This is a genomic window from Ureaplasma diversum NCTC 246, assembly GCF_000731915.1.
GTDB lineage: Bacteria > Bacillota_I > Bacilli_A > Mycoplasmatales > Mycoplasmoidaceae > Ureaplasma > Ureaplasma diversum.
In genome coordinates this window covers 1-17,466 of sequence record NZ_JFDP01000066.1, presented here as the reverse complement: position 1 = coordinate 17,466, position 17,466 = coordinate 1, and the positions used below count along the sequence as shown (strand labels likewise).

Genomic DNA, 17,466 nt, shown 5'->3' with positions numbered 1-17,466 from the left:
TGTGGAAATGTCTCGTTATTTTGAAAACCAAAATTATGCTCATTTTGTAGTTTTAAATAAAGCTGATAAAGTAGCTAAATCTCATTATGATAATAATAAGCACAAGATTGCTAAATTTTTAAATATTAGTGTTGATCGTTTACTTTATTGTAGTGCTAATAAAATGACAAATATTGATCAAATATTTTCAATCATTAAAAAAGTTGTTTTAGAACATAAACAAAAGATCAAATTAGAAAAAGAAGCTAATAAGGAAGAGATAAGCAATGAGTAAACGTCAACTTTTAAAAAAATATGATCACCAACTTGTTGCAGCAAACAAGTTTGATTTTTGAAACCAACAACAATTATTTAAAGCTGATTTAAACTCTAATAAACCACCATTTGCAGTTGTTCTTCCTCCACCAAATGTAACAGGACATTTACATATTGGTCACGCTTATGGATTTACTTTACCCGATATTATTGTTCGATATAAAAAACTTCAAGGTTATGATGCTTTTATTATTCCAGGAACTGATCATGCTGGAATCGCAACACAAACTAAATATGAAAAGATCTTAAAAGAAAATGAAAAAACTAATCGTTTTGAATTAGGAAGAGAAGCTTTTTTAAAGAAGTTAGTTGATTGAAAAGATGAACAAGCTGAATACATTAAAAAACAATGATCAGCTCTTGTTTTATCACTTGATTATTCAAACTATATGTTTACATTAGATAGTTATGTAGTTGATCAAGTTAAAAAGATCTTTGTTCAAATGTATAAGGACAATATTATTTATCGAGCTAAAAAGCTTGTTAATTGAGATGTTGAACTTAAAACAGCAATTAGTAATATTGAAGTAATTCATAAAGAAATAAACCAAACACTTTATTACATTAAATATGAAACAGAGGATCATAAAGATAGTGTAATAGTAGCAACATCAAGACCTGAAACAATGTATGGGGACAAACATTTAGTAATGAACCCAAACGATGAGCGATATACTCATTTATTTAACAAAACATTTATTAACCCATTAAATAAAGTTAATATGTCAGTTATTTTAGATGATTATATTGATGTTGAGTTTGGTACTGGAGTTATGAAATGTACTCCTGCTCATGATTTTAATGACTATGAATTAGCTAAAAAGCACAATTTAGAATTAATTAATATTATGAATGATGATGGTACACTAAACGAAATGTGTGCTGAACACAAAGGATTAGATCGTTTAGTTGCTAGAGAGTTAATAGTAGAAAAACTTAAAGCAAATGGTAGCTTAATTAAAACTGAAAACTACACTACATCAATTGGTTTTAGTGAAAGAACTAATAGTATAGTTGAACCTTATTTATCTTGACAATGATTCATTAAAATGGATCCATTAGTTAAAAAAACAATAAAACAACAATTAGATGAAAATTTAAAGGTTGATTTTTATCCAAACCGATTTAATAAAACATTAATGACTTGGTTAGAATCAACAGAAGATTGATGTATTTCTCGTCAACTATGATGAGGACACCAAATTCCAGTTTACTATCACAAACAAACTAATGATGTTTATTGTGACATCAACCCACCAGCTGATTTAGAAAACTGAACACAAGACGAAGATGTTTTAGATACTTGATTCTCTAGTGGAATCTGACCAATCTTCACTACTAAATACGAACAAAATGATGCATTTTTTAAAAAATATTATCCAACAGCACTAATGGTAACTGGCGTTGATATTTTATTCTTCTGAGTATCAAGAATGATGAACTTCGCTCAATATCTAACTAAACAAAAACCATTTAATGATGTTTTAATCCATGGTTTAATTCGGGATAGTCTAGGTCGAAAAATGTCTAAATCATTAAATAATGGAATCGATCCATTTGATGTTATTGATCAATATGGAGTAGATGCAATGCGACTATTCTTTGCTTCATCAACAACAATTGGTGAAGATCTCAACTTTAGTGATGAAAAACTAAGTGCTAATTGAAACTACTTAAATAAGATTTGAAACATTGGTCGATATATTAATGATTTAGAATTTAGTAATTACAAACTAGATCTAACTAAACTTGATCAACTAAATTTAGTTAATCAATGAATCTTAGCTAAACTATCAACACTAATAGTTGAAATCAAAAAGAATATGGATAAATACAACTTAGTAGTAGCTTCTAAAGATCTTTATGATTTCATCTGAAACACATTTGCTTCTGATTATTTAGAATATACAAAAGTTTTATTAAAAGAAGAAAAGATAGTAGATGAAACAAAAGCTGTTTTAAGATATGTTTTTAATCAAATCTTAATTATGTTACATCCTTTTGCTCCTTGTATTAGTGAAGAATTATATTCAAGTATTAATGACACTAATCAATCAATTCTTTTAGAAACATATCCTAATTTAGAATTTAATATTGATACTAAATTAATTGATGAATTACAGGAAGTAATTCTATCAATAAGAAAATGAAGATTAGAAAATGATATTACTAATAAAGAGATAATTAGTTTTGATTGAATCAGTTCAGTTGATTATTCTAAAGATCGTTTTGTAATCACTAAGTTATTATCATCAATTAATGTAGTTATTAATCAATTCACTAATCAAGAAATTGATTATAATTATAAATTTGTTTTTGCTAACTTTATATTAGGATCTAATTTTAAACAAACAGTTGATTTAGAAGCTGAACTTAAAAAAGTTAATGATAAGAAAACATTCTTAGAGAATGAAATTAAACGAGCAGAAAGAATGTTAAATAATGAAGGATTTACATCTAAAGCCCCAGCTAGTTTAATAGCTAAAGAACAAGAAAAACTAGCTAGTTTTAAACAAGAATTAAATGCTTTATTAATTCATTTAAAAGAAATAGAAAAAAAGGTTTAGTAATGATTCATATTGTTTTATTTGAACCAGAAATTATTTTAAATACTGGCAACATTGCTCGGATCTGTGTTGGTTTTAATGCTAAACTACACTTAATTAGACCATATGGTTTTATTTTAGATCAAAACCGATTCCATAAAGATTTTATAAGAGCAGCTACAAATCACATTGATACTTTAAACTTAGCTCAGTATGATGATTTTGATGAATTCTTAACAATTAATCAAATTAGTAATGATAGTACTAATATTTTCTTTTATACTCGGTATGGATCTAACACTCCAGCTGATGTTAAATATCCAGACTATACAAACCAAGAAGTTTATTTAGTCTTTGGTAAAGAATCAACAGGAATTGATCATGCTATCTTAAAACAATTTCCAAACCAATGAATAAGAATCCCAACTAGTTTTAATTTAAGAAGTTTAAATGTAGCTAACTCTGTTTCAATGGGTATTTATGAACTAGCTAGAGCATATAATTTTGCTGGCTTATTAACTAATGAACCTCACAAGAAATTTGAATAATAATGCGTTTAAGAAATGACAAAAATGCTAAAGATTATTTAGCTAAGCAAACTAAATATATAGTTTTAGATCCATCGCTTTTAAAAACTGATTTAAAAGCGTGTTTTACTAACCCTAATAATCCATTATATGTAGAAATAGGAATGGGTAAAGGGGATTTCATTATTAATAATGCAATTAAAAATCCTAATATTAACTATTTAGGAATTGAAAAGTTCCAAACAGTAATTGTTAAAGCTCACAAAAAAGCTTTAAAACATAATTTAGATAATTTAATGATGTTAGCATATGATGCTAACTTAATTGATCAACTATTAAATCAAGCTTCTGTTTCTAAAATTTTTTTAAACTTTAGTGATCCATGACCTAAAAACAGACACACCAATCGAAGACTAACTCATCCTAGCTTCTTAGCTAAGTTTAAATACGTTCTTAAAGAAGATGGAGTTATTGAGTTTAAAACTGATAATGAAGGATTGTTTGCTTATACTATTAATGAAGTTTTATTAAATGATCTACAAAGTTATGAAATTTTATTTTTAACTTATAACTTATATCAACTAAAAGATAATGAACAATTAATTAATAATATAGCAACAGAGTATGAAAAGAAATTTGTTGCTTTAAATACTAGGATCAAAAAAGTAATCTTTAGATACTTATAGTTATATAAATAACTTAGTTTGCTTTTTATATGCTAAAAATGTTATAATTGTATGGTTATGGCGGTTATGGTGAAGTGGTTAACACGCCTGACTGTGACTCAGGTACGCGCGGGTTCAAATCCCGTTAATCGCCCCATTTAAATTATTTACTACTCCTTATAGGGTAGTTTTCTTTTTAGTATAATATAGCATTATGGAAAAACAACAAAAAAAAGAGATTGTTAAAACTTATTTTAGTTGAAGAAAAGAATCAACTTCACACCACATTCAACAACTAGTAATAAGTGCTATTTTTTTAGCTTTATTTCTTGTAGCTAGAATCTTAACTAAAAACATTGATTTTATAGCGTCACATTCTTGACAGTTACAAATGTTAGTTTTTTGTGTTGGGATCTATGCTATAAATTCGTTTTATTATAAGCTCTTCTTTTTTATTATTGCTCCATTATTGATGTTAGTATTTGGGTTTAGTGCTGAACCATTTTTTGGTTATTTAGCTCCTCATTATAGTTTCTTTAGTTTTTTATTTTTAGATTTAATTGAACAGTTAATTAATAAACCAGAACATAAAAAAATAAATCCAATTATTAATTATGGATTGATTGTTGTGTTTTCAGTTTTTAGTTATATTTTGGTTTGAATTTTTTATGCAATTCAAGGGGTATTATTTTATCAAGTATCTTGAATTGCTTCATTTAGTTTTAATGCTCCAATTAGCTTTGTTTCAATGGGAATTAATTTAGCTATTGGTTTAGTTTTATTCCCAGCAATTTACTTATTAAAACAACAATATAATAAAAAGAAAATAACTTACTAATTAGATTTTAATTAGTTGTTTATTTTTTAGTTTCAATAAATGCTTGTGCTTTATAATATAATATTAGTTATAACAATCTGGTTTTATTAACAATCGGCTAGGATTTTATGAGAAAAAATAAAACAAAATTTAGCACAAAGTTAGTCTCATCACTAATTAAAACAGCTATCTTAAAAGTGCCTGGAGTTGCCAGCGTTGAAATTGATCAGCAACAAAGTGATTTTAACCAAAATAACTTCGTTGTTAACATTGAAATTCGTAAGGATATTTTAAACATTGTTGGTGTTGCTGAAGAAGCAAGAAGTTTAGCTTATTATGAGCTATCTAATCAACTAAATGACGATACTGTAATTATTAATATTGTCATTAATTTTTAGTTATTGAAAGTTATATTATATGAAAACAATTAAATTAGAAATGTTTAAACAAATGCTAATTGCAGGGTCAAAAGCTTTGGAATTAGAATCTGACTACATTAATAACTTAAACGTTTTCCCTGTGCCAGATGGTGACACGGGTTCAAACATGAAAACAACAGCTAATGGGGCAATTAGTAGTATTTTAAATGATACAATCAATAATTTTGCTATCTTAGCTAAAACATATAGTCGCGGTCTTTTAATGAACGCTAGAGGAAACTCTGGGGTGATTTTGTCACAAATCTTCCGTGGTTTTTTTGAAAAACTTGCAACTGATTCACAAGAAGTTAGTATTCAAGAAATTCAAGCAGCTTTTGTTAATGCTAAAGAACATGCTTACAACAGTGTTTCTACTCCAATCGAAGGAACAATCTTAACAATTATTCGTGTCATTAGTGAAGAGATAGTAAATGAAGAATTTGAAACTGCTAATGAATTATTTGATTTTGCAGTAGCTATTGGTCAGGATACTTTAGAAAAAACACCAGATATGCTACCAGCTCTTAAAGAAGCTGGAGTTGTTGATTCAGGTGGGTATGGTTTAGTTTGTTTACTTAAGGGGATGAGTGATCAATTAAGTGGACGATTTGATGAAAGTGTATTAGTTTCAAATAAGAATTCAAATAAAGCAGCTGATTTAAACAACTTCATTGGTTTTAATAATGAACCTGAAGAAGGATTTGGTTATTGTAGTGAAATCATTATGTCACTAAATAAAAAGATCACACCAGATGCTCCTGAAAAACATTACTTTAATATTGAATCTTATAAGCGTGAACTATCTAAATTTGGTGATAGTATGGTTGTTGTTCAAGATGATGATCTTGTTAAAGTTCACATCCATACAACAAGACCACACAAACTTTTACAAGTTTCTCAAAAATATGGTGAATTTGATAAAGTCAAGTTTGAAAACATGACTAATCAATTTTATGAAAACTTACAACGTCGTGGTATCAACTATAAAGAATATAACAGCGAAACAAAACGAGAATTTAAACAAAAAATTGTTGTTACAGTTCCATCAAGTAAATTCAAAAAAAGAATCCTTAGCGAGTATGGTATTGAACAAGTAATTGTTACTGAAGAAGATGGTACACCATCAATTCAAGACTTTGTTAATAAAATCAACCAAGCTAATGCAACACATGTGATTATTATCACAGATGATTCAAATTTAGTTTTAGCAGCTGAACAAGCTACTAAAATAGTTGCTGAAAATGGGGTTATTGCATCAGTTGTAGCTGGAAACAATGCTTTCCAAGCTTTATTAGCAATTTCTTATTTTGATGAACGATCAGAATTTAAAGCAAATGTTAAATCAATGAATAAAGCAATTAAGAAATCACATAGTGCTTTAGTTTCAACAGCAGCTAAAAGTGTTAATTATACTCATATCACAGTTACTGAAGGTGAATCAATTAGTATCATTAACAAACAAGTTGTAGCTTCTAATAAAGAAGAATTTAGTGTTCTTAAAAGAACAATTGATTTATTAATTAGTGTTTCTAAACATAAAGCAATTTGTTACATCTTCTATGGCATTAATGCTAACTTAGAAGATGTTAAACAAATTGAAAAATATGTTTCTGAGAAATATGGTTTAATTTGTGACATTGAGTTCACAGGGCAAAAATTATATCAATACTACATTGGGGTGCAATAAATAAGATGAATAAAAAAGTGCGAATTGTTTTAGATACAATGGGTTATGAAAATGAATTATCTCATGCTATAAAAGCTGCAATTGATTTTAAAACAACCCATCAAGATGTAGAGATTGTTTTAGTAGGTAATGAAGAAGAGATTAAACCTTTATTAAATAATCATCAGTTTGAAATTATTCACACAACAACTTTTATTGATCAAAAAGATACAGTTATCTCTGCTCGTAGAAAAACTGAATCATCAATGCACAAAGGATTAAACTATTTAAAAGAGAATAGTGATGTAGATGGAATGTTAACAGCAGGGAACACTGCTGTGTTTGTTTATAATGCTTATTCTATTATTGGTTTATTAGATCATATTAAAAAACCAGCTTTTATGCCATTTGTCCCAACAATGGATCAAGTAGGAATGAATATTTTAGATGTGGGAGCATCGATACAAGTTGATGGAGAAGATCTATTTAATTTTGCAATAATGGCAATTGCTATTGCTAAAAACCGAGTAGAAAACCCTAAGATCGGAATCTTAAATATAGGAACTGAAGAACATAAAGGGTTTAGTTATCATCACGAAGCACACAAACTTTTATTAAACTCATCATTAAACTATAAAGGGTTTATCGAACCTAAAAACATTGTTGAACGAGAAGTTGATGTTTTAGTAACTGATGGGTTTGCTGGTAATATTGCTCTTAAAACAATGGAAGGGGTTGCTTTATCTTTAGGTAACTTCTTAAAAAAAGAATATAAGAAAAAAAGATATTTTTTAGCTGGTCTTTTTAGTTTGCCAATTTTTAAAAAAGTAAAGAAGATATTTGATTATCGGAACAATGCTGGAGCATTTGTGCTTGGTACTAAAAAAATATTAGTTAAAACCCATGGGAGTGCGGATTATTTACAATTTATGAGTGCATTACGTATGCTTTATGAAAGTGTTCAAAATAATGTTTTAGAAACAATCACAAAGGATTTAGAACAACACTATGGAAAATAAAAAGAAACTATTAGTAGAATTACTAAAGCGTGAACACATCCAACCTAAAACATTATCAATTTATATTGAAGCTGTAACTCATAAATCATATGCTAATGAAGCTAAATCAACACGTTCATACCAACGGCTTGAATTCTTAGGTGATGCTTGTATTGATTGAGTAATCAGTAACTTTATTTATTCTCGTAAAATCCAAACTAATAAAGGTTCACTTCGCGAACTTGATGAAGGGGAAATGACTCGGGTACGAAGTAAACTAGTTAAAACAGAGAGTTTAGCACGAGCTGCTGTTGAATTAGGTTTAGATAAAGTAATTTTAGTTGGTCATGGGTTTGAGAATACTTGCAACATCAATTTAAGCAAAATTCATGAAGATGTTTTTGAATCTTTTATTGGAGCTGTTGCTCAAGATCAAGGAATTAAAAAGGTTATTAAGATCTTAGATAAAACCTTAATTAGATATTATAATGAAGGTCTTGTTAATACCGAAAAAGACTATAAAACAATTTTCCAAGAAGAGATGCAAAAGATCTCTAAAAGTGATATTCACTACATCTTAATTGAAAACACTCCAGAACAAAAAACAATTCATTTATTATGAAATGGATTAGTGTATGGAATTGGTTCTGGTAGAAATCGAAAAGAAGCTGAGTATGAAGCAGCTAAAGATGCATTTGAAAAAATCCGTAAAAAATAATGTGGATGGTATTTATTTAAATATTAACTAGTAATATTAAAATAAATGTCTTTTACAAAACTAAGAAGCCGCAGCATTGCTGCGGACTTTTATTTCTATTTAATTAAATTTATATAAAACTAATTAATAGTTAATAAGTTGTTTTTTATAGTACTTAAATTTGCTCTTGATGATTTAATCATCCTTATTAGATCTATAGTTGATTTATTTAGTAGATAGATTAAAAGGGATGTTTATAGCAGCTAAATCATCACAGAATTCAAATCATTTTTCTTGAATTCTGTTCTCTAATACTTCATCAATTAAAGCAACATATTTTTGCATAATTTTTCTTATCCTGTTCTATGGTTTAGAATATTATGTATACAAAGTTATTAATCATTTAATTTAAGTACCCTTTTATAATATTTTTAGTTAGAGATTATTATTAAGTATTTAGGCTACATATTTTGTGATATAAAGAAAAATCAAGTTATTAAAACTTACTTTTTGTTGGTATATAACAAACATATTATTTAATTACTAGTATTATAATTAATAGATTTTTTGCATTATGCATAAGTCAATTTTTATTCTAGAAAGTATTTTAAAATATGAGCAAATTTATAAACAAAAAAGGTCTTATCTTAATGGTAAGCACGATCCTTGCCGGATCATTAATTGTAGCTGTTGCAGCTGCTTGCAACAACAAAACATCTCAACCATCAAAACAAAAAGAAACTAACACCCAACAATCTTCAAGTTCAACAGTAAAAACAATGACTGAACAAAAAGATAAAATGAATTCAATGGATTCAGCCGCAAACAAACAAACAAACAAACAAACAAACAAACAATACTAACACCCATGCTAACCATAATCATGGCAACTCAACAATGGGGTCAAACTCAAAACCAAATGAACAACTAAATAACAGTTCAACAAGCAATACAACTAAAAAAGACTCACCTGGTTTAAAGACTGATGAGAATAAAAATAACTTAGCAAACCCAGGAGCAAAAGAAAGCAACCAAACAGAAGCTGCCAAACCTCCTGTTACACAAAGCGGAAATCAAACAACTAATCAACCTAAGACAGAAGCACAAACAGCGCCTAAGAGCGGAACTGATAATAAAAGTGTGGATGGAGCAGAGACTGCACCTAAAACAGATAATTCAAAAGCTACTGGGAAAGAAGCAGAAAATGCACCTAAAAATCAAGCACAACCTTCAGAACCAGTAAAACTTGAAGAATCAAACGCTACAGCTGTAATTTATGGTAAAAAAATAACTAAACAATCTGAGAAAAAATATATACTCCAAGTGAACATCAATGATGCAAATAACAAATGAGCACAAGTTATCCTAAAACCAAAAGATGGTAAAGGTTCAGAAATTAGTTCAACAATTGAAAAAATTATTTCAGGTTTTGTTGCTGTTTACTTTGAAAGTGTAGAAGCAATGAAAAAATATAGCGTAAGTGCTATTAAAATTTTAGAAAATAAAGATGATCAAAAACCTAAGGTTGTTAAACTATCAGACACTTTAAAGAATTTAGAGTTAGAATACACAGAAGAAGAAAGATTCTTTTAATACAAAATCTGAAAATAATCGCTTTAGACTAATCTAACAAACCAACACCCAATTTTAAATCATATATTTAAATCCGAACACAAAAGAAATTAATCACAAAACAAACCTTGGGCAATTATGGATTACCATAGTTATGCCCGGGTTTTTTTTATATCTAGATGATTATTTAACATTAATTTTTTATATAGATAAAAAACTAAAATACATAAGCTACATATTTTGTGATACCTATAAAAAAACTATTAATAAAAGATGTTTTTTAATGGTATAAAACAACCTTATTATTTAAACGCTAGTATTACAATTAATAGATTTTTGCTTTGTGCATAAGTCAATTTTTTATTCCCGAAAGTATTTTATTATGAGTAAATTTATAAATAAGAAAAGTCTTATCTTAATGGTAAGCACGATCCTTGCCGGATCATCAGTTGTAGCAATTGCTGCTGCTTGCAACAACAAAACATCTCAACCATCAAAACAAAAACAAACTAACACCCAACAATCTTCAAGTTCAACAGTAAAAACAATGACTGAACAAAAAGAAAAAATGAATTCAATGGATTCAGCCGCAAACAAACAAACAAACAAACAAACAAACAAACAAACAATACTAACACCCACACTAACCATAATCATGGTAACTCAACAACAGGGTCAAACTCAAAAGCAGAAAACCAATTAAAGACTGGTTCAAAAAATAATGAGAATAAAAATAACTTAGTTGGTTCAAAACCAAATCAAAGTGTTGATAAACAAACTGCTAAACCTCCTGTTACACAAAGCGGAAATCAAAATACTAATCCACCAAAAGCAGAAACTCCTACAACACCTAAGACACAAAGTGAAAATAAAGCACCAACCACTCCTGAAGAAAATAATCCAAAAACGATGGAAAGTGGAAGTGCTACTACTCCAAAAACACAAGGTTCTACCACAGATGGTTCTACAACAAATAGCTCTGGAAAAACTGCAGATGCTGCAACTCCAAAATTAGAAGAATCTGATGCTTATGTTGATATTTATCCTGGTACATCACTAAGCAAGCCTGCTGCTGATAAATGAACACTTAATATTCCAATTCAAAAAGCAAATGATAAATTTGTACAAGTTGTTCTAAAAGAAAAAGATGGCGAAAAAGTAGCTTCGACATTTGGAAAAGTATATTCAAATTATGTAGCTGTTGATTTTAATGCCATTAAAACAGATAAAGAATATACTGTAGAAATGATCAAAATTTCTGATAACAAGGATGGTACAAATCCAAAACTTGCTAAACTATCTGATAAAACTAAAGCATATAAATTCGTTTATAGAGAAAGCAATAGTTCATTCTAATTTACGGATCGATTCTGATAGCCTTATTAAATTTCAAACTAATTCCTTAACACTTAAAAATAACAAAACACCCAATTTTTAAAATCATAAATTCTTAATCCAAACCTAGAATAAAAATAGACATAAATAAACCCAAACACAATATGAGATGTTGTTGTGTATTATGGGTTTATTTTTTTATTTCTATACTAATTAATTAAAGTAATTATGATTACTAAAAAACAGTAATAAAGTTAAAAACACTTTAATTGAATCTTAACGATTAGGATATAAAATAAGACTTGTATTTATTTTTTCGGTATTAAAATAAATAGATTTTTGCATTATGCACAAGTCAATTTTTTTATTCTAGAAAGTATCCTAATATATGAGCAAATTTATAAATAAAAAAGGACTTATCTTAATGATAAGTACGATCCTTGTTGGATCATCAGTTGTAGCTATTGCTGCAGCTTGCAACAACAAAACATCTCAACCATCTAAACAAAAACAAACTAACACCCAACAATCTTCAAGTTCTACAACTAAAACTACAACTAAAAAAGAAGATAAAATGAACTCAGGTTCAACAAACAATAACCCTAGTAGTTCAAAAACAAACGAAGGAACTAACAATAGTTCTTTAGTCAATAAAACTAATGATAAGACAGGTTCTGCAGCTGATAAAACTATGGAAAACAAACCAACAAAACCAGCTGTGAAACAAAGTGAAAGCCCAACACAAACAACACCAAAAACTGATGGAAAAACAAATATTGAATCTAAACAAATGTCAGATGCCCCATCAACACCTAAAGCAGAAAACGGAAAACAACAAGCAGATTCTGCAACTGGCACTGCTAAATTAGATGCATCAGATGCACAAGTAACAATCTACTCAGGTACAAAAATATCAAAAGAATCTGAAAATAAATATATATTACATGTTTATATTAAAAACGCAGATAACAAATATGCACAATTAGTACTTAAACCAAAAGAGGGCGGGGCAGAAATAACTTCGTCTTTTGAAAAAATTATATCTGGCTATGTTGCAGTATATTTTAAATCAGTTGAACCAAAGAAAAATTATAATGTGATAGCAGTCAAAATTTCAGACAATAGCGACGGATCAAAACCTAAGGCTGCAAAAGTATTTGAAGATTTAAAGAAAGTTAATTTAACACTTAAAGAAGAAGAAAAACTATTCTAATTAAATAACAACCACCTATTTTTTAAAATCACAAACTCTTAATCCAAACTAATCCATAAACAAAGTAAGTTATTTAAAGCTTGCTTTGTTTTTATTATCTAGATATAAACCAATTAATTAACTATTCATTAATCTTTATAATAAAATTAAATATTATTAAGATCTATTATTTCTTAATTACTTTAGGAAGAGTTATTATGTCAAGTGTTACAGCAGTTGTAAGAAAAACAAAACAACCTAAGAATGGTTATTTACCAATTAAATCATTTGAAGTTTATTCAATGTATGAACCAATTAACAGATCTGGTGAAAATGTTCACCCATCATTAGTTGGACTAGCTGTAGATTATTTATTTAGATTAAATAACAAAGAAGTATCACAAAGTCTTTTTTCTGTAGCACTAGAAGGGGCAATGATATTAGATAACTATAATCTTTTTAATGGAATAGAAAATAATAATGAATTTGAATATGTTAAAAGTTTAATTGATTCTCTTAATAATGATTTAAGTGATTTAGATATTATCAAAGTTATTGAAATAGCATCATATGATCCAGCTTATCGAGCTGGTGTTCAAAATTACACTCCATTTCAATCAATGATAGAAAAAAATGGATTTGTTAACAAAATCACTTTAAATAACATAAGATTTATGGTTACTAAAATGATCCAATATTTTCAAGATGAAAATAAAATAATTGAAACCGGATCAACCTTTATTGGTGGTTATGGGGATAATATTCAAACAGGTGATTGTGACTTTTTAAGTAAAGATACTTTATGAGATTTAAAAGTAAGTAAATATGAACCTAAAAAAGAAGATTCATTACAATTGTTAATTTACTATGTTTTAGGATATGAAAGATGTCGTAAAATTTCATTTGAACACATTAAATATTTAGGTATTTATAACCCATCAATTGGTAAAGTATACAAATTAGAAATAGCTAAAATTGATAAAGATCTTATTAGATATGTTGATGATCAACTTATCCAATAAAAGATTTGATAGTTTGATATCTTTTTTACTAACAAATAAAAAGTACCCACTTACTTGATTAAGTAAAAAGGTACTTTTGATATTTAATATTATGAATTGATAAGCTTAAAGATTTAATCATCTTTAAGGATTTTATTGAATAAATTAAGCTGGTGTTCAGGGATTTCTGATTTAAGACCAATTAGTTCTAAAATACGATATGCAACTTTGATTGCTGAGTGTGATGAGTTTGTTGTAACTAAATTACGATCAACAATGATTTCTTCTTTTTGGTTTTTTAAATTATTATCAATTTGACAGAATTTATCATTACATGTCACTTTATAACCATCAATTAACCCGTTTTCATTTAAAAAACAGCAACTATTATTAAGAGCAATTAAAAATTTATTTGGTTCATTTCGTGCAAAGAAACTATTTAAAAAGTAGTTAATTTTAGGGACTCTTGGTGTACCCATAATAAAACTATATTTATTAATTGTTTCTTGTCTTAATGAAGGTGAAGAAATTAAAATTAAAAAATTGAATTTTGATAAATTACACTTTTCAATTAATTCATCACACACAATTTTATTTAAAGTTTGCATTTGCATTGTTAATTGTTTACCAAGTGAAACTAAAGTAACAAAAGCTCCTGCTTCTTTAAGAATTAAATTTAAAACTGCAATTTCAAAATCATTAGCATGTTGTGGGACTAAAATCCCTATCCGTTTATTGACAATCATCGTACAAATTCTTTCTTATTATATATATATATATATATAAGAACAAACTAAATACCAACTAATCCGTTAACGAACCGACGTAAAGATCGATCATGTGATAGGGTTGGATAATTACGAGTTTTGTTCTTAATTTCAAAAGGGTGAATCAACTTATAGCTAAGCACGTATTGATTATTCTTCTTATCAAAAAATAATACCATAAAATCTAATTTCGCATTAACTGGAAACCGTTGGCTCATATTCTGAAATGGGGTTACTTCACTTAAGTCTCACAAGGGACAAATCCCTTGTTCGTTATTTTGTAAAGTTACTATAACATGTTTACTAGTATAAGATGTTATTGTACCTTCTCAAACACAGATCCTACTATTTACTTGTTCATTATACTTTTTATTATTGTTATTCATAATTTGTTATTATTTTATTATTTTTAATAATAATATTAATTATAACCCACAATAGGTATATTTATCTATTCTATGCAACAATATATGCAATTTATTGGATAATTTTTAACATAAAAATAAACCTATCCTTTTTATATTATTGTTATTGGTATAATTTAATTAATTTTTCAATTTTAGAGAAGTAAGGATCAATAGAAATGAAATTAAATGTAACAATTGAAATTCCAAAACATTCAAATATTAAATATGAATATGATCGAAAGACAAAACAAATTGTAGTTGACAGAATCCTTTATGGATCAATGGTGTATCCACAAAACTATGGGTTCATTGCAGATGCTCTTGATTTTGATGGAGATGAATTAGATATTTTAGTTATAGCTGATCAAGCAATTGCGCCTGGTATTAGTGTTCCTGTTAGAATTGTTGGAGCAATGGAAATGATTGATGGCGGGGAAACTGATACTAAGTTATTAGGAGTAATTGATTGTGACCCAAGATATAGTCAAATCAACAAGTTTGCTGATATTCCAACTCACTTATTATTTGAAATCAAAGATTTCTTTGAAAACTACAAAAACTTACAAAACAAAAAAGTAGAAATTCTAGGATTTAAGAATGATATATGAGCTGTTGAAGAATTAGCTTTCTGTCAACAATTAATGAAAGAATACGGTTCAATGGATAAAGCTGAATTTGTTAAATTAATGAAAACTAAATATCCTGAAAAATATACAAAGTAAAATATGATTACAAAAATTAAAAACTCTTCTTTAGGACAAAAAATAATAGCATTTAACAATAAATTAGATCAACACATCTTATTTAAAAAAGCTATTAATAAAATTAAAAAGTTAGCTGTTCGAAATTACTTCTTAAGTATTTGTTCACTTAAAGTTATTTTTTGAAAACTAATTAATTTAACTTGAATTGCCATATTAGTAATGGTATCTGGTTTTTTAGTACGTCAGTTTGCTATTGATTTAGTAGTAAGTACTAATCAAAAAGATCATGGTAGTATTTTTAGTTTTACGATTAATAATGGTGTAGCCCTTGGTTCATTAGGAAATGCTGATGTAGGATTAGTTTATTTTTTACAAACCCTACCAATTATCATTGGTAGTTTAGCTTTCTTATTTGTTAAGGATTCATATTTCTATATTCCTTTATTATTCTTATTATTTGGGGGAATGGGAAATATTATTGACCGATCAATTCCTGAGTATGAATTAGTAGGTATTAAAGGCTTTAGTGATGATCCAAACCAACGGGGTGGAAATGTTATTTTCCATGGTGTAGTTGACTATTGACGATTTGCTAATAGTGTTATTAACATTTTTGATGTTTATATAGTAACTGGGATCTGTGTATTAATCTTCTTCTTAATCCTTAATATTGTTATTAAGTGAAATGAAGAAAAGAAAAAAGAAAATAAAGAAAAAGATGAAGATACACCAGAATGAATTAGTAAAGCAGCTTCATCTACAGATACTGAGATTGTAAGTGTTGATAATAAACCATTTGGTTGAGATGATAAAAATAAAGAGAAACAACCTAAACCATCAAATGAAGATGATGAAGAATAGTGATGCAAACTTTTAAGTATTTAGAATCAAATAATGAACGAATCGATAAAGTATTAAGTAGTTATTTAAATATATCAAGAACTAATGCTGCTAAACTAATTGAACAAAATGTAGTTTATTTAAATGATCAACTAATAACTAAACCTAAACATTTAGTTGTATTAAATGATCAAATTAAAGTTCTTGAAACAGAAAACAAAGAAATTAATACTAATATCTTAGCTTATGAATATGATCTAAAAATCATCTATGAAGATAATGATTTATTAGTAGTTTATAAACCATCAGGAATGTTAGTTCATCCATCTGTTTATAATGAACAGGATACTTTAGTTAATGCTTTGAAATTCTATTTTAAAGATCAATATTTTTATATTGCTCACCGCTTAGATAAGTTTACTTCTGGAATGTTAATTGTAGCTAAGAATCCAGAAGCATTAGAAAAGATCCAAGCTCAATTTATGAACTGTTCTGTTGATAAAGCTTATTATGCTTTAGTTGAGAACAGATTTGATGATGCTCATTTACACTTTATGATTGATGAACCGATTGGTCATAGTTATCAAGATAAATTAAGAATGAGAACTGGTAATAGTAAAAATCCAAAAGAAGCTAAAACAATTGTTAAAGTATTAGAACAGTATGTTAATACAGCTTTAGTTTCTGTTCAAATTATTACAGGAAGAACCCATCAGATTCGTGTTCATATGCGACACATCAATCATCCAGTAATTAATGATCCATTATATGGTTCAAGAAAACATGTAACTGATTATGAACAATTCTTACATGCTTATTATTTAAAATTTATTCATCCTACTACTAATCAAATTCTAGAATTTAAAGATGAACTTCCTAATGAATTCTTAGAAATGATTAATAAACTAAAACATGAACGATATTAAAAACCAACTTTATTTAGATGTAACAACAAAACATTGCGTTATAGCTCTTTATAAAAACCAACAACTAGTTGA

The 17,466-nt window shown here is 27.6% G+C and carries 20 protein-coding genes and 1 tRNA gene; 19 read left to right on the top strand and 2 right to left on the bottom strand.

Features of this window, described 5'->3' with window-relative positions; translation table 4 throughout:
* The 16 genes from UDIV_RS03105 to UDIV_RS03030 form a co-directional block, all read left to right on the top strand.
* On the top strand, positions 1–274 hold a 274-nt coding region (locus UDIV_RS03105), incomplete at its 5' end, for a GTP-binding protein (protein ID WP_038103190.1).
* Positions 267–2,882 (top strand): valine--tRNA ligase, encoded by a 2,616-nt coding sequence (locus tag UDIV_RS03100; protein ID WP_038103188.1) that lies wholly within the window; start codon positions 267–269, stop codon positions 2,880–2,882. The genes UDIV_RS03105 and UDIV_RS03100, both read left to right, overlap by 8 nt.
* A 2-nt stretch (positions 2,883–2,884) precedes the next feature.
* Positions 2,885–3,409: a TrmH family RNA methyltransferase gene (locus UDIV_RS03095; RefSeq protein WP_038103185.1), complete on the top strand. Its 525-nt coding sequence runs from the start codon at positions 2,885–2,887 to the stop codon at positions 3,407–3,409.
* Positions 3,410–3,411: 2 nt separating this feature from the next.
* Positions 3,412–4,074 carry a tRNA (guanosine(46)-N7)-methyltransferase TrmB gene (gene trmB, locus UDIV_RS03090; RefSeq protein WP_038103183.1) on the top strand — a complete coding sequence of 221 codons (663 nt, stop codon included), beginning with the start codon at positions 3,412–3,414 and terminating at the stop codon, positions 4,072–4,074.
* Between the two features lie 60 nt (positions 4,075–4,134).
* Positions 4,135–4,210 (top strand) — tRNA-His (locus tag UDIV_RS03085).
* A gap of 57 nt (positions 4,211–4,267) precedes the next feature.
* On the top strand, positions 4,268–4,891 hold the full coding sequence (locus UDIV_RS03080) for a hypothetical protein (RefSeq protein WP_051749498.1): 624 nt from the start codon (positions 4,268–4,270) through the stop codon (positions 4,889–4,891).
* 107 nt (positions 4,892–4,998) lie between these two features.
* Positions 4,999–5,268, top strand: coding sequence for a hypothetical protein (locus UDIV_RS03075; RefSeq protein WP_038103180.1), 270 nt, complete (start codon positions 4,999–5,001; stop codon positions 5,266–5,268).
* 19 nt (positions 5,269–5,287) lie between these two features.
* Entirely contained in the window at positions 5,288–6,976 is a 1,689-nt protein-coding gene (locus UDIV_RS03070; protein ID WP_038103178.1) for a DAK2 domain-containing protein, read from the top strand.
* Between the two features lie 5 nt (positions 6,977–6,981).
* Positions 6,982–7,974, top strand: a complete 993-nt coding sequence (plsX, locus tag UDIV_RS03065) for a phosphate acyltransferase PlsX (protein WP_038103176.1) — start codon at positions 6,982–6,984, stop codon at positions 7,972–7,974.
* A complete protein-coding gene (rnc, locus tag UDIV_RS03060; RefSeq protein WP_038103174.1) occupies positions 7,964–8,671 on the top strand; it encodes a ribonuclease III in 708 nt (235 codons plus the stop codon). The genes plsX and rnc overlap by 11 nt, the downstream gene beginning before the upstream one ends.
* Before the next feature lie 593 nt (positions 8,672–9,264).
* Positions 9,265–9,513: a Vmc-like lipoprotein signal peptide domain-containing protein gene (locus UDIV_RS03055; RefSeq protein WP_156021877.1), complete on the top strand. Its 249-nt coding sequence runs from the start codon at positions 9,265–9,267 to the stop codon at positions 9,511–9,513.
* Positions 9,514–9,547: 34 nt separating this feature from the next.
* Positions 9,548–10,243, top strand: a complete 696-nt coding sequence (locus tag UDIV_RS03050) for a hypothetical protein (RefSeq protein ID WP_038103169.1) — start codon at positions 9,548–9,550, stop codon at positions 10,241–10,243.
* A gap of 361 nt (positions 10,244–10,604) precedes the next feature.
* Positions 10,605–10,925 (top strand): Vmc-like lipoprotein signal peptide domain-containing protein, encoded by a 321-nt coding sequence (locus UDIV_RS03045; RefSeq protein ID WP_038103167.1) that lies wholly within the window; start codon positions 10,605–10,607, stop codon positions 10,923–10,925.
* A gap of 206 nt (positions 10,926–11,131) precedes the next feature.
* Entirely contained in the window at positions 11,132–11,578 is a 447-nt protein-coding gene (locus tag UDIV_RS03040; protein ID WP_038103166.1) for a hypothetical protein, read from the top strand.
* 367 nt (positions 11,579–11,945) lie between these two features.
* Positions 11,946–12,770 (top strand): Vmc-like lipoprotein signal peptide domain-containing protein, encoded by an 825-nt coding sequence (locus UDIV_RS03035; RefSeq protein ID WP_156021876.1) that lies wholly within the window; start codon positions 11,946–11,948, stop codon positions 12,768–12,770.
* A gap of 197 nt (positions 12,771–12,967) precedes the next feature.
* Positions 12,968–13,771, top strand: a complete 804-nt coding sequence (locus UDIV_RS03030) for a hypothetical protein (protein ID WP_038103162.1) — start codon at positions 12,968–12,970, stop codon at positions 13,769–13,771.
* A gap of 113 nt (positions 13,772–13,884) precedes the next feature.
* On the opposite strand, the gene UDIV_RS04405 is transcribed toward UDIV_RS03030, so the two are convergent.
* Complete coding sequence (locus UDIV_RS04405; protein ID WP_051749496.1) at positions 13,885–14,496, bottom strand: type 1 glutamine amidotransferase family protein; 612 nt, start codon at positions 14,494–14,496, stop codon at positions 13,885–13,887.
* A 47-nt stretch (positions 14,497–14,543) separates the two neighbouring features.
* A complete protein-coding gene (locus UDIV_RS04400) occupies positions 14,544–14,903 on the bottom strand; it encodes a S1 domain-containing protein (protein WP_156021875.1) in 360 nt (119 codons plus the stop codon).
* Between the two features lie 197 nt (positions 14,904–15,100).
* On the opposite strand from UDIV_RS04400, the gene UDIV_RS03020 reads away from it, so the two are divergent.
* From UDIV_RS03020 to UDIV_RS03010, 3 genes are read left to right on the top strand one after another with little or no spacing between them, the layout of a single operon-like run.
* Complete coding sequence (locus UDIV_RS03020; protein ID WP_038103160.1) at positions 15,101–15,646, top strand: inorganic diphosphatase; 546 nt, start codon at positions 15,101–15,103, stop codon at positions 15,644–15,646.
* Between the two features lie 3 nt (positions 15,647–15,649).
* Positions 15,650–16,489, top strand: coding sequence for a lipoprotein signal peptidase (locus UDIV_RS03015; RefSeq protein WP_051749495.1), 840 nt, complete (start codon positions 15,650–15,652; stop codon positions 16,487–16,489).
* 2 nt (positions 16,490–16,491) lie between these two features.
* Positions 16,492–17,394 (top strand): RluA family pseudouridine synthase, encoded by a 903-nt coding sequence (locus tag UDIV_RS03010; protein WP_038103159.1) that lies wholly within the window; start codon positions 16,492–16,494, stop codon positions 17,392–17,394.
* Positions 17,395–17,466: the final 72 nt, after the last annotated feature.